Origin of the sequence: Achromobacter sp. Bel (assembly GCF_012928505.1) — a bacterium.
In the GTDB taxonomy this organism is placed as follows: Bacteria; Pseudomonadota; Gammaproteobacteria; order Burkholderiales; family Burkholderiaceae_B; genus Achromobacter.
Genome location: NZ_JABBJN010000037.1, coordinates 14,865 through 27,269, shown reverse-complemented (window position 1 = coordinate 27,269; position 12,405 = coordinate 14,865). Strand labels below are relative to the sequence as shown.

The window sequence follows — 12,405 nt, the reverse complement described above, 5'->3', positions numbered from 1 at the left end:
CCCGCTTGGCCCCAGGGGCGGCAAGCGGGCGGCGCGTGCGCCGCCGGCGCCATGCGTCTCGTCCTGGATGCCCGATGATCCGACTCATACGCTTGATTGACCGCATCTCCACTTTCGTCGGGCAGACGTTTGCCTGGTTGATCGTCGTGCTGGCCCTGCACGTGTGCTGGGAGGTGGCGGCGCGCTATGTGCTGAATCGGCCCAGCGCCTGGGCGTTCGATATGCAGATGATGTATTACGGCATCATGTTCATGATGGCCGGAGCCTACACATTGGCCAAGAACGGTCATGTGCGCGGCGACATCCTGTACGGCTTCCTGCCGCCCCGGGTGCAGGCGGGGCTGGACCTGCTTCTCTTCATCGTATTCTTTTTCCCGGGGGTGATCGCACTGGTGTGGGCCGGCTGGTATTACGCCGGTTACTCCATCGCTATCGGCGAGCACTCTTCGCTGATGGCCGACGGGCCGCCCATCTATCCCTTCAAAGCGTTCATCCCCGTGGCGGGCGCCGTCCTCTTGCTGCAGGGCGTGGCCGAAGTGTTGCGCTGCGTGCTGTGCCTGCGGCGCGGCGCGTGGCCGTCGCGTGAAGAGGACGTCGAGGAAGTCGACGTGGACAAGCTGAAGAAGATGGTGCACGTGAAGGACGAAGACATCGCCCAATTGGACCGCTACGTGACGACGCCCCGGGAGCCTCGCTGATGAAAATCCACAAGGCGTTGTGGTTTGGCCTGTCGTGTATCGCAATCGTGTTGCTGATGATCGCCTTCCTGACGCCGTGGGGCGATCTCACGACGGGGCATATCGGCCTGCTGATGCTGGCGCTGATCGTCGTGGCGATCATGCTCGGCTTCCCGACGGCGTTCACGTTGATGGGCATGGGGGTGCTGTTCACCTTCCTGGCCTACTACATGCAGAGCGCGGACGCGGGGCGTTCCATCGGGCAGACGCTGGACCTGATGGTGCAGCGCACCTACGCCACGATGACCAATGATTCCCTGATCTCGATTCCGCTGTTCGTCTTCATGGGGTATCTGGTCGAACGGGCCAACCTGATCGAAAAACTGTTCCGGTCCATGCACTTGGCCCTGGCGCGCCTGCCCGGCGCGCTGGCGGTGGCCACGCTGGCCACCTGCGCGATCTTCGCCACGGCGACCGGCATCGTCGGGGCGGTGGTGACGCTGATGGGCCTGTTGGCCATGCCCGCGATGCTGAAGGCCGGGTACAGCGTGCGGTTGACGGCGGGGGCTATCACGGCGGGCGGTTGCCTGGGCATCCTGCTGCCACCGTCGGTGATGCTGATTGTGTATGGCGCAACGACCGGGGTGTCGGTGGTGCAGTTGTACGCGGGTGCGCTGTTCCCCGGGATCATGCTGGCGGCGTTGTACGTGCTGTACGTGGTGCTGGTGGCCAAGCTGCGTCCGGACATGGCGCCGCCGCTGCCGGTGAACGAGCGTGGCGTGCCGCTGCCGCCCGAGACCCGGGCGCTGGCCGCGGCGGGCTACACGCGTGCCCTGTCCGGCATGGTGGCCGCCCTGTTCAAGGGCCGACGCAACCGCGACGTGCCCTTCGGTTTCCTGTTGCGCAATATGGCGACCGCGCTGGCGCCGCTGGCCGTGACCCTGTTGCTGGTGGCCGTGGTGCACCACGGGGTGACGCGGCCACAGGTGGTGTACGACATCCCCGCGGAATTGCAGCTCGGGTCGGGCGGCTTTGATACGGGTTCGGGCTTGAGCGAGCCCGACGTCGGCGGCCTGGCGGAACCGCCCTCGGGCGAATTGGCCGAACCGCCTTCTTCGGACGCTGGCGCCTCAAGCCTGTCCGAACCGCCGGGCACGCCAGCGGCATCGGCGGCCCCTGGTCAAGGCGCCGCCGCCGCTCCGGCCGCAGCTGGCGCAGCCGCCGCGCAGTCCATTCCAGCGCCCAAAGGGTTCTGGATATTCGTCGCGGTGTGTGCGGCGATGCTGGTCGTGTTCTACGCGGCGCTGACCTGGGCCCGGCTGGAAATCTTCAAGATGCTGATGTCGTCGTTCTTTCCGCTGGCGGTCATGATCGCGGCGGTGCTGGGCTCGATCGCCTTCGGCCTGGCCACGCCCAGCGAAGCGGCGGCCATGGGCGCCATGGGCGGGGCGTTGCTGGCCCTGGCGTACCGGCGGCTGAACCTGCCGGTGCTGCGGGAATCGGTGTTCCTGACAGCGAAGACCAGCGCGATGGTGTGCTGGCTGTTCGTGGGGTCGTCGATCTTTTCGGCCGCGTTCGCCCTGCTGGGCGGCCAGCGCATTATCGAAGACTGGGTGCTGTCGCTGGGCCTGACGCCCATCCAGTTCCTGCTGCTGGCCCAGGTCATTATTTTCCTCTTGGGCTGGCCGCTGGAATGGACCGAGATCATCGTGATCTTCATGCCCATCTTCGTGCCGCTCTTGAACGCGTTCGGCATCGATCCGCTGTTCTTCGGCCTGCTGGTGGCGCTGAACCTGCAGACCGCGTTCCTGTCGCCGCCCGTCGCCATGTCTGCGTTCTACCTGAAGGGAGTGTCGCCGCCGCATGTGACGCTGAACCAGATTTTCCTGGGCATGATGCCGTTCATGGGGATCCAGGTGGTGGCCATTTTCCTGCTGTACATGTTCCCGGGGATAGGGATGTGGCTGCCGACGGTGCTGTACCGGTAGGGGAGTATGCTTTTGTCAGCACCATCCTGGACATACTACGGGAAGCTGACTCATGACATCCACCCCCGCTTCATCGCAACAGGCACGGCCGTTGGAGATCGGCGACATCACTGTCATCGACAATTCCAAGCTGAAGAAGGCCGTGACGGCCGCGGCGCTTGGCAATGCCATGGAATGGTTCGACTTCGGCGTGTACGGCTTTGTGGCCTTCGCTCTGGGCAAAGTCTTCTTTCCGGATGCGTCGCCCGCGGTCCAGACGATCGCGGCGCTGGGCACCTTCTCGGTGCCGTTCCTGGTCCGGCCGTTGGGCGGGCTGTTCTTCGGCGTGATGGGCGACCGGTTTGGCCGGCAGAAGGTGCTGTCGCTGACCATCATCATCATGGCGATCAGTACCTTTTGCATCGGACTGATCCCGTCCTACGAATCCATCGGCATCTGGGCGCCGATCCTGCTGCTGGCGTGCAAGCTGGCGCAGGGCTTCTCAGTAGGCGGCGAGTACACGGGAGCAGCGATTTTCGTCGCTGAGTACGCGCCAGACCGGCAACGCGGCTTCCTGGGCAGCTGGCTGGACTTTGGTTCGATCGCGGGGTTCGTGCTGGGTGCCGGGCTGGTGGTGCTGCTGCAGACGATCCTGCTTGAGCAGACCTTCCTGGACTGGGGCTGGCGGCTGCCGTTCTTCCTGGCGGGGCCACTGGGGCTGCTGGGCCTGTATCTGCGCCACGCTGCCGAAGAGACACCCGCGTTCACGCAACAGCTTGAAAAAATGGAGAAGGAAGATCAGGATGCCGTGCAGGAGCGGCCTACGGTGTCGTTCCGCGAGATCTTCTCCAAATTCCGCAAGGCGCTGCTGATCTGCATCGGCATGGTGCTGGTGACGAACATCACCTACTACATGCTGCTGACCTTCATGCCCACCTACCTGACGAGCAGTCTCGGGTATTCCGAAGCGCACGGGGTGTTGATCATCATCGTGGTCATGATCGGCATGCTGTTCGTGCAGCCGGTCGTCGGTTTCGCCAGCGACAAGGTGGGCCGCAAGCCCTTTCTGCTGGCGGGCAGCCTGGGCCTGCTGGTGCTGGCGGTGCCGGCCTTCAAATTCGTGGGCAGCGACAATACCGGGCTGATCTTCCTGGGCCTGCTGTGCATCGCGGTGCTGCTCAACTGCCTGACCGGCGTCATGGCTTCGACCCTGCCGGCGCTGTTCCCGACGCGCATCCGCTACAGCGCGCTGGCCAGTTCATTCAATATCGCCATCATCATCGCCGGCCTGACGCCGACGCTTGCCGCGTGGCTGGTCGAGGAAACCGGGAATCTGATGATGCCCGCCTACTACCTGATCGTCGCGGCCACGATCGGGCTGATTACGTCATTCTTCCTGCCCGAAACGGCAAACCGGCCACTACGGGGCGACACGCCGAATGCGTCGAGCAAGCGTGAAGCCAAGGTGCTGCTGCAGGAGGCGTACGAAACGATCGAGCAAAGCGTGCAGGACGTCGACACCGAGATCGCGGCGCTGGAAGAAAAACTGGAGGCCTTGCGGCAGCGGCGCCAACGGCTTGCGGACCGTCATCCTTCCCTGGAATAATCGGCCGGCCCCGGGTTTCGGGGCCTTGCCTATCCCGCAACCTGTCACGGAGACGACCGATGATCGCCAACATCCAGAACAAACCGAAATGGCTGTTTTCGCAATTGGGGCAGCTGGTCATCGGCGTGGGTCTGCTGGCGCTGGTCTTCAATTACGTCTATCGGTTCACGGTGGACCGGAGCATCAATTCGACGGTCTTCCATGTGTCGACGGTGGTGCTGGGGCTGATCGCGTTTCTGATCATCCGCCGCGACTATGTCTTCGTGAACCGTTATGCGTTCACCGAAAACGAGATCACGGTCCATACCTTGCTGGGCGTCAAGAAACGCTATGCCACCTCGGAGTACGAGTTCGTGCCGTCGCTGCATAAGGCCGTGAACCTGCCGGAGCAGCGCGCCGCGTTGTCGTTCTACGTGCGCAACGCCAAGACCAAGAAAAATGTCCGGAATTATTCGTGGACCGGTTTCGCGCCCGAGGATTTCCAGGCCGTTTCCCGGATGTACGGCTACCGCGGCGAGACGGACTTCAGCCAGAAGGATTTCGGCAAGCGTTGAACCTGCCGGCCGTCTTGGCTATTCGGTGACCAGGTACGCCTGGCCGCCGGGCGCCAGATAGGGCGTCAGGTCCTTGAAGGGCACTGTCGCATGCGTGCCCAGACAGACGCCCATCGCATGGCCGATGCCGGAAATCGACAGGGTCAGCATGCCCGGCGATTCCGTGCCCAAGGCCAGATAGCTGGGCCATAGATCCGAGCAGCTGCCCAAGGAATCGTCTTCCGCCTCACCCTTGGCGTCGCCTTGGGTGTTGCCCTTGGCGGCGGCTAGCGGCGCGCGTGCTTTTTCCATCAGCGCCAGCAGCGTGGGGCTTTCCTTGCGCCAGCCGTTCTCGCCGGGGGCGTAGGCATCGAACACGCGGTTCCAGTCCAGGTATTCACCGCGCAGCAGGTCGAAGGTGTAGGGCTCGAAATGGTTGTCGGGGTGGGCGCCGCCGCAGTACAGGCTGCCTGATTCCGTCACGGTCATCAGCGCCGTGGACAGCCATTGCACGGTGATGGCTTCCTCGTCGTAGCTGCCCAGCGTGCCGGCGGCCGGGTTGCCGTCGGTGTAGATCGACGCCATGCAGGCCAGCGCCGCCAGGCTCATCTGCCAGTGCCGCTGTTCCAGCAAGGCGTTGACGCGTTTGGCGATTTGCGGGTCCGGGTGGCGGCTCAGCCGGGGGTAGCTGAATTGCGTGCGGGGGTCGCGCCACATGCGATAGGCGACCGGGCCGCTGCCGCTGTCCTGGCCGACGGGCACGGCATGGCCGGCCAGCTTCAATGTTTCATAGGGGGCGGTTTCGGCATTGATGCCGACGTTCACGTCGATGCCGCTACCCACGCCGCCGCTGATCGCATTGCTGACGGCCTGCACGCTGCCTGGCGCCGACGCCTCGGGATCGTATTCGGCGACGCGGCGCAAGGTGAAGCTGCGCGGTTTGCCGCTGCGCGCGTCGCGCCATTGCCCCGTGTATCCGTTCGCGTCGCGCTTGCCTTGCCAGGTGGCGGCGGCAATCGTCGCCAGCTCGTCCGTTTCCGGGTCCTTGCCGGCGTCGACAAGCGCCTGGAAGGTCTTCGGTTCGACCAGCGCCTGCGCCGTGCCTTTCAACGGAATGTCGACGCCATGCTTGGGATAGAAGTAGCGGCCGGTCAGCATGCCTTTTTCCCCCGGCCGGCTGTCCAGTTCCATCACCACGTCGCCCACGCCTTGCAGCGTGCCCGTGTACACGGTGCGCGGGGCCGCGTGGGCCAGGTTGCCGGCGTGCGCCAGAAGCGTCAGCGCGACGGCGCCAAGGGTGGAACGGGGCAGGTGGAAGGGGATCATGGGGCGATCAGTCTTCGGGTTGGCCCGATGCGGCCGACAAGGTCACTTGCCCGAACGTCATCCACACATAGGCGGTTTCGGATGCTTGGGCCCGATAGGTGCCGGTGGCTTCGCCCAGGCGCATGGCCACGGCCGTGAACTCCCAGGCCAGCGCGTCGTCGCACTGGACCTTGCGATGGGTGTAGGCGGGAAGGCCGTGCGCGCGTCCAAAGGCCAGCGCCAGCTGCGCGTGTTCGGACAGTTCGGCGGGCACGGAGGGGTGATCCCACCCCCACAGGAAGCTGCTGTCGGCGCTGTTGGACGTGCCGACAATCTGCACGGGCGCCGTCGCGGTGATGCCGCCGGGCAATTGGAAGACGATGCTTGCGCTGTCCATGTCCACCGACCATTGCTCGGCCTCGTCCAGGTGCCAGGTGGCGCAATGCGCGCCGGTGGCGGCCTGCATGCCCTCCAGGCTCTGGGCGATGAAGGCTTGGACGTCGAAGGACTGGGTGGTGTCGGACATGCTGGGTGGTTCCGTGAATGGGAAGCCGGAATGATAGGGCAGATCAGGCCAGACTTCGGCCATCAGTCTAAGCACGGGCAGTTTGCTTACAACTAATTAGGTGCCTTACTATATGCCGTTGAATTGAAGAACAGGAAGACGCCCATGTCCGACGTTGTGCGCACGCCGCCCATGCTTGAACCGAAACACCATGCGCTGCTGGACGAGGCAGCGCGCCGCGGGCTGGCCTCGGCCGACGACATCGGCCTGTGCTTTCAGTTGCTGTCGCTGGCCAACGCCATCCACCGCGATTGCGCGGCACGACTGGCTCCGCAGCAGTTGTCGGAAGGCAAGTTCGTGCTGTTGTTCCTGTTGCACGAGCAGGCGGATGGCCTGTCTGCCCATCAGCTTGCGGACGGGGCAGGCGTGACGCGCGCGACCATCACCGGCCTGCTTGATGGGTTGGAACGCGACGGCTTCGTGCTGCGCGAACCCGGCCAGTTGGATCGCCGCAGGGTAGTGGTGACGTTGACGGCCAAGGGCAAGGCGGTGGCGGCGAAGCTGTTCAAGGAACACGCGGACTGGATCGGTTCCCTGTTCGGGGGCTTGGCCGCTTCGGACAAGGCTCGGTTAAGCGATCTGCTGGCGCGTGTGTGGGTAGGCACCGACACCGGCCGCGCCGCGTTGCGCAAGGAGCCGCAATGACCCGGACCGCATCGCCTGCCGCCAAAGCCTCTGGCCGCGGCGTCAAGGACATCAGCGCCGCCCGACTGGCGCAGTTGAACGCGGGCGCGCCCGCCACCACCCTGACCGAATGCCTGGCGGTGGATTTCGCGGCATTGATGCAGGCTGTTGCGCCGGAAGTCGGCGCCGAAGCCCTCGCGCAGATGCGCGCGCAAGCCGCTACCGGCATTTCCAAGCGCATGGCGGTGGCGGCACGTCTCCTGGGCGACTACGTCGGTCCGCAGTCCGATGCGCAATTCAGGACGCACGAATCGGACACCGTGCGCGGCTGGGCCTGCTTCATGGTCGGCGCGCAGCCGGACCTGCCATTGCAAGCGCGCCTGGACCGTATTCGCCCCTTGGCGGACGACGCCCATTTCGGCGTGCGCGAATGGGCGTGGCTGGCGCTGCGCCCGCGCCTGGCCGACGACCTGGAGGCTTCGGTACAGGCCCTGCGGCCGTGGACCCAGGACCCGTCCGAGCGTGTGCGCCGTTTCGCCAGCGAATCCCTGCGTCCACGCGGAGTCTGGTGCGCCCACATCGCGGCGCTGAAGTCGGACCCGGCCATCGCGTTGCCGTTGTTGGAGCCGCTGCGTGCCGATCCGGCGGCCTATGTGCAGGATTCCGTGGCCAACTGGCTGAACGACGCCAGCAAGGACCAGCCAGCCTGGGTGCGCGCCGTCTGCGCGCGGTGGCTGGCCGGCAAGCCCGCCGCCGCGACCGAGCGCATCTGCAAACGCGCATTGCGTTCGATCGGGGCGTAGCGGCATCGGTGTCAGAGCTGGCTCATCCCGCCGTCCACGATGATCTCGGTGCCGACGATAAAGGCGGATTCCGGCGCGGCCAGGTGCAGCACGGTGGACGCCAGTTCTTGCGGCGTACCGAAGCGGCCGAGCGGAATCTGCGCCTGGATGCCGGCTGCGGTCTTTTCCAGGGCCTCGGCGTCCAGGCCCAGCTTGCCGTAGATGGGCGTCGAGATCGGGCCCGGGCTGACCACATTCACGCGGATGCCGCGGGGCAGCAGTTCGGCTGATAGCGTCTTGGCCAAGGAAATCAGCGCGGCCTTGCTGGCGGCGTAGATGGATGACGCCGGCATGCCGATGTGGGCGTTGATCGACCCGTTCAGCACGATGGAGGCGCCCGGGTTCAACAGCGGATCCAAGGCTTGCAGCTGGAAGAACACCCCTTTGATGTTGGTATTGAAAGTCTGGTCCCAAAGGTCTTCGGTGGCCTCGGCCAGCGTGGCGAACTTGGCGATGCCGGCGTTCACGAAGACCGCGTCCAGCCGGATGCCGGCCGTTTTCAGGGCGTCGGCCAGGGCCGCTGTCGCGCCGGGCGCGCCGGCGGTGTTCTGGATGGCCACGGCGCGCGCGCCCAGCGTGGCGCGGGTGGTTTCCAGGGCGGCGGCATCGCGCCCCGTGACGATGACGCGGGCGCCTTCGGCCGCGAAAGCCTGCGCGGCCGCCAGGCCAATGCCGCTGGTGCCGCCGGTGACCAGGACGGTCTTCTGTTCAAAACGGTTCATGGTGATCTCCTTGGGAGTCGTTCGATAAGGTGTAGCCATAGTGCGCCGAGGGCGGCGCTTTGTCGTACGATCTTTCGGGCGAACACGTTCGAAGGAATCGCACATGTTGACGGTGAATGAATTGGCGCTGCTGGAAGCCATCCGCGACAGCGGCAGCCTGTCGCGCGCGGCGGTGAAACTGGGGCGGGCGCCGTCTTCGGTGTCGCACGCGGCCCGGCAATTGGAAGAACGGTTCGATGCGCTGCTGTTCGATCGCCGCCGCTACCGGCTGCAATTGACGCCGGCGGGCCAGTTGCTGGCGGACGAGGCCGCCCGGCTGATGCTGGACGTGTCGCGCCTGACGCAACGCGTCAAGCAGGTGGCCAGCGGTTGGGAAGACCGGCTGCATATCGTCAGCGACGAGATCCTGGAATTCGAACTGATGTCGCCTTTGATCCAGGCGTTCGACGATCTGGATTCGGGGGTGGCCCTGCGGTTTGCGCATGAGGTGCTGGGCGGTACCTGGGAAGCGCTGCGGGAAGGCAGGGCTGACCTGATCGTGGGGGCGACGAACGAACCCCAGTCTATGCCGAATCTGCAGTGGGCGGCACTGGGCGAAATGGAGTGGCTGTTTGCCGTATCGCGCCACCACCCGCTTGCCAGGACCAAAGCCCCCTTGCGCCAGGACCAGATCCAGCAGCACCGGGCCGTGGTCGTGGCGGATACGGCTCGCGGCGCGTCGGCTCGCGCCTATGGACGGGTGGGAGGCCAGGCGGTGCTGGCGGTGCCCAGCATGCGCGCCAAGATCCTCGCGCAGCGCGACGGCCTGGGCGTGGGCTGGGTGCCGCGCCATCGCGTGGCGTCGCTACTGGCGCGCGGCGAACTGGTGGAAAAGGCGACCGAGACGCCGCGCGAGCCGAACTTGCTGTATCTGGCGTGGCGCGGCGGGCATGAGGGCAGGGCGCTGCAATGGTGGCTGGACGAACTGCGCCAGCCCAGGATGGCGCAAGCGCTGATGCGCGGCATCGACGTTTTCCGTTGAGCCATTTTGTGTGAGTGTTGCAAACGGGGGAATGGCGGGTGGCGGGGCGGAGCGACCTCTGTACCTGCAAGACCAGGTCAAGCTGGACAGGTTCGTGCTGACGCTGGGCGGCCGCTACGACTGGGCCAGGATCGACAACCAGGACCTGCTGGCCAACACCCGGACGCGCCGCAACGACAGCGCGTTCAGCGGGCGCCCGGCTACGAGGTCCAGAGCGGCGGCGTGCGGTCCTTCGCGGTGGTGGACGGGTCGCTGCGCTACGACTTGGCGCAGGTGTCGCCCGCGCTGCGCGACATGGTCGCGAGCCTGACTGTGCAGAACCTGTTCGATAAGAACTACGTGTCCATCTGCAATTACTCCTTCGGTTGCTACTACGGCAAGGCGCGCAGCCTGATGGCGGGTGTCACGTACCGCTGGTAGCGTCTTCAGCCGCCAGCGCCGCCTGCACGCTGGGCCGTCCTGCGATCCGGGCCATATAGGCCGCCAGGGCGGGCCAGCGCGCCAGGTCAATGTCGAAGCACACCGCCCAGCGCAGCACCGTGTAAAGGTAGGCGTCGGCGACGCTGAAGCGGTCGTCAAGCAAATACGGGCCTGCGTCCAGGTGGCGCGCCGTGTAGTCCAAGCGCTTTTCCAGCCGCGCCTGCCACCAGCGCCTTGCGGCGGCCGGCAGGTCGCGGTTGAACAGCGGGCCGAAGCCGCCGTGGATTTCGGTGCTGATGAAGTTCAGCCATTCCTGCAGCCGGCTGCGCGCCCAACTGCCGTTGGGCGGCGCCAGCCCGGCCTCGGGCTTCAGGTCGGCCAGATACTGGACGATGGCCGGGCCTTCGGTCAACACCTGCCCGTCGCCGCATTCCAGGGCGGCAACATACCCCTTGGGATTGATGGCCAGGAAGTCGCCGCCGTCGGCGGTGCGCTTCGTCTGGTTGTCCACACGCACCAGCGTGAAGGGGAGGCTCAGTTCGCGCAGCACGATGTGCGGCGACAGCGAGCAAGTGTGGGGGGCGTAATACAGCTTCATGGGTGGGTTCCGGGGTCAACAGGATGCCCAGCTTGAGGCTGTGCAAAGCATCGGTAAAATTACTTTTTTAGAAATATGACATAAGTAGAGGTGATGCCATGATGAACCTGATGCATTGGCGGCTGGTGCTGGCGGTGGTGGACGCCGGCAACATCACGCACGCCGCCGCGCAGGTGGGCATGACCCAGTCCGGCGCCAGCCAGGCGATCGCGCAATTGGAAGACACGCTGGGCGCGCCGCTCTTCACGCGCGAGCGCCGGCAGACCGTGCCGACGGCGTTGGGGCTGCGCGTGGCGGACGAAGCCCGGGCCATGCTGGGGGCGCTGCATCGCATCCAGGCCTTGTCGCGTGAGGCGCGGGGCGCCCAAGGCGGCACGCTGCGGCTGGCCAGTTTCCCGATGGTGTTCTCGACCGTGCTGCCGCCGGTGTTGCGCCGTTTCCGGCAACAGCACCCCGAGATCGACGTGATATCGCTGGAAGCCACCGACGATGAAGTCGAAACCTTGTTGGCCGCGGGCACCGTGGACGTGGGCGTCGTGTTGAACGCCGCGCCCGGCAGGTCCGTATGTCCCTTGGGCCAGGACGAATGGATAGCGGTGCTGCCCGCCGCGCATCCGCTGGCGCGCTCCGGCAGCGCTGTCGCGTTGGCGGAACTGGCGGCTCAGCCCTTCGTGCTGGCCACCGGCGGGTGCAGCGTGCACGCGCAAAGCCTGGCGGCCGATGCCGGCCTGGCCATCGCTGACGTGCGCGCCTCGGTCCGCGACTGGGCCAGCGCCTTCGCCCTGGTCCGCGAAGGCCTGGGCGTGACGCTGGTGCCTGCGCTGACCTTGCCGGAAAGCCGGCGGGGCTTGCGGGTAATGCGGCTGGCGTCGCCGCTGTACCGGTCGTTCAGCCTGGCGGCCTCTGCGCAGGCGATGGACAGCGCGCCGGTCAAGGCGCTGTTCGCCATGTTGCAGCGAGATGACAAGGCGGGGTAGGCGGGGCGGGCGGACCCGGCGTGCTTGTCATGGCGCGGACACGGTGCTGTCATACGCTTTCGCGCTTTCTTGCACACATCCACCGGAAGCCCTTATGCAGATCCGCACCGCCACACCCCAGGACAGCGCCGCCATCACGGCATTGCTGACGCAATTGGACTACCCGGGCACCGCGTCCTTCGTGCCGCGGAAGATCTCCCAATTGGCGGCGCACCCCGATGCCCGGCTGCTGGTCGCCGAAGATGAGGCAGGTCAGCTGCTGGGTTTTATCGGATTGCATTTCATGATCCAGCTGGCGCTGCCGGGCGATTTTTGCCGCATCACGTATTTCTGCGTCAGCGATCAGGCGCGCAGCGCAGGCGTGGGTCGGCAACTGGAAGCGGCGGCTGAAGACCTGGCCCGCGCGCGAGGATGCGACCGCATCGAAGTGCACTGCCATGAACGCAGAGCGGACGCGCACCGGTTCTATTACCGGCAAGGGTATGAGGAATCGTCAAAGTACTTGATGAAGCGGTTGTCTTGAACGTCGACGCGTCAACGCTTCTGCG

The 12,405-nt window shown here is 65.7% G+C and carries 15 protein-coding genes; 11 read left to right on the top strand and 4 right to left on the bottom strand.

From position 1 onward, the window contains the following. The first annotated feature begins 74 nt into the window (after positions 1 to 74). From HG262_RS21200 to HG262_RS21185, 4 genes are read left to right on the top strand one after another with little or no spacing between them, the layout of a single operon-like run. A complete protein-coding gene (locus tag HG262_RS21200) occupies positions 75 to 698 on the top strand; it encodes a TRAP transporter small permease subunit (RefSeq protein ID WP_169272899.1) in 624 nt (207 codons plus the stop codon). After that, positions 698 to 2,665 carry a TRAP transporter large permease subunit gene (locus tag HG262_RS21195; RefSeq protein ID WP_169272898.1) on the top strand — a complete coding sequence of 656 codons (1,968 nt, stop codon included), beginning with the start codon at positions 698 to 700 and terminating at the stop codon, positions 2,663 to 2,665. Before HG262_RS21200 ends, HG262_RS21195 begins: the two co-directional genes overlap by 1 nt. Before the next feature lie 52 nt (positions 2,666 to 2,717). After that, on the top strand, positions 2,718 to 4,250 hold the full coding sequence (gene proP, locus HG262_RS21190) for a glycine betaine/L-proline transporter ProP (protein ID WP_169272897.1): 1,533 nt from the start codon (positions 2,718 to 2,720) through the stop codon (positions 4,248 to 4,250). 59 nt (positions 4,251 to 4,309) lie between these two features. Beyond that, on the top strand, positions 4,310 to 4,804 hold the full coding sequence (locus HG262_RS21185; protein ID WP_169272896.1) for a hypothetical protein: 495 nt from the start codon (positions 4,310 to 4,312) through the stop codon (positions 4,802 to 4,804). Positions 4,805 to 4,822: 18 nt separating this feature from the next. Here the strand turns inward: HG262_RS21185 and HG262_RS21180 are convergent, their stop codons facing one another. Beyond that, positions 4,823 to 6,109 carry a hypothetical protein gene (locus tag HG262_RS21180; RefSeq protein WP_169272895.1) on the bottom strand — a complete coding sequence of 429 codons (1,287 nt, stop codon included), beginning with the start codon at positions 6,107 to 6,109 and terminating at the stop codon, positions 4,823 to 4,825. 7 nt (positions 6,110 to 6,116) lie between these two features. Next, positions 6,117 to 6,614, bottom strand: a complete 498-nt coding sequence (locus tag HG262_RS21175) for a DUF6882 domain-containing protein (RefSeq protein ID WP_169272894.1) — start codon at positions 6,612 to 6,614, stop codon at positions 6,117 to 6,119. 144 nt (positions 6,615 to 6,758) lie between these two features. On the opposite strand from HG262_RS21175, the gene HG262_RS21170 reads away from it, so the two are divergent. Together HG262_RS21170 and HG262_RS21165 are read left to right on the top strand one after the other, a co-directional pair. Beyond that, positions 6,759 to 7,298: a MarR family transcriptional regulator gene (locus tag HG262_RS21170; protein ID WP_211187633.1), complete on the top strand. Its 540-nt coding sequence runs from the start codon at positions 6,759 to 6,761 to the stop codon at positions 7,296 to 7,298. After that, positions 7,295 to 8,080, top strand: coding sequence for a HEAT repeat domain-containing protein (locus tag HG262_RS21165; protein WP_169272893.1), 786 nt, complete (start codon positions 7,295 to 7,297; stop codon positions 8,078 to 8,080). The genes HG262_RS21170 and HG262_RS21165 overlap by 4 nt, the downstream gene beginning before the upstream one ends. A gap of 11 nt (positions 8,081 to 8,091) precedes the next feature. Here the strand turns inward: HG262_RS21165 and HG262_RS21160 are convergent, their stop codons facing one another. Further along, a complete protein-coding gene (locus HG262_RS21160; protein ID WP_169272892.1) occupies positions 8,092 to 8,841 on the bottom strand; it encodes an SDR family oxidoreductase in 750 nt (249 codons plus the stop codon). Positions 8,842 to 8,944: 103 nt separating this feature from the next. Between HG262_RS21160 and HG262_RS21155 the strand changes: the two genes are divergently transcribed. Genes HG262_RS21155 through HG262_RS31205 form a run of 3 tightly spaced genes read left to right on the top strand, consistent with a single transcriptional unit; the run spans position 8,945 to position 10,282 of the window. After that, positions 8,945 to 9,862 carry a LysR substrate-binding domain-containing protein gene (locus HG262_RS21155; RefSeq protein WP_169272891.1) on the top strand — a complete coding sequence of 306 codons (918 nt, stop codon included), beginning with the start codon at positions 8,945 to 8,947 and terminating at the stop codon, positions 9,860 to 9,862. Positions 9,863 to 9,893: 31 nt separating this feature from the next. Beyond that, the gene (locus tag HG262_RS30865) at positions 9,894 to 10,172 is read left to right on the top strand and encodes a TonB-dependent receptor (protein ID WP_211187637.1); all 279 of its coding nucleotides are present in this window, start codon (positions 9,894 to 9,896) and stop codon (positions 10,170 to 10,172) included. Further along, positions 10,085 to 10,282, top strand: coding sequence for a hypothetical protein (locus HG262_RS31205; RefSeq protein ID WP_348984410.1), 198 nt, complete (start codon positions 10,085 to 10,087; stop codon positions 10,280 to 10,282). The genes HG262_RS30865 and HG262_RS31205 overlap by 88 nt, the downstream gene beginning before the upstream one ends. Here the strand turns inward: HG262_RS31205 and gstA are convergent. Next, positions 10,266 to 10,880: a glutathione transferase GstA gene (gstA, locus tag HG262_RS21145; protein WP_169272890.1), complete on the bottom strand. Its 615-nt coding sequence runs from the start codon at positions 10,878 to 10,880 to the stop codon at positions 10,266 to 10,268. The genes HG262_RS31205 and gstA overlap by 17 nt on opposite strands. A gap of 98 nt (positions 10,881 to 10,978) precedes the next feature. Here gstA and HG262_RS21140 point away from each other — a divergent pair, with 98 nt between their 5' ends. After that, positions 10,979 to 11,857: a LysR family transcriptional regulator gene (locus HG262_RS21140; protein WP_169272889.1), complete on the top strand. Its 879-nt coding sequence runs from the start codon at positions 10,979 to 10,981 to the stop codon at positions 11,855 to 11,857. A gap of 94 nt (positions 11,858 to 11,951) precedes the next feature. Then, positions 11,952 to 12,380 (top strand): GNAT family N-acetyltransferase, encoded by a 429-nt coding sequence (locus HG262_RS21135; protein WP_169272888.1) that lies wholly within the window; start codon positions 11,952 to 11,954, stop codon positions 12,378 to 12,380. Positions 12,381 to 12,405 lie beyond the last annotated feature (25 nt).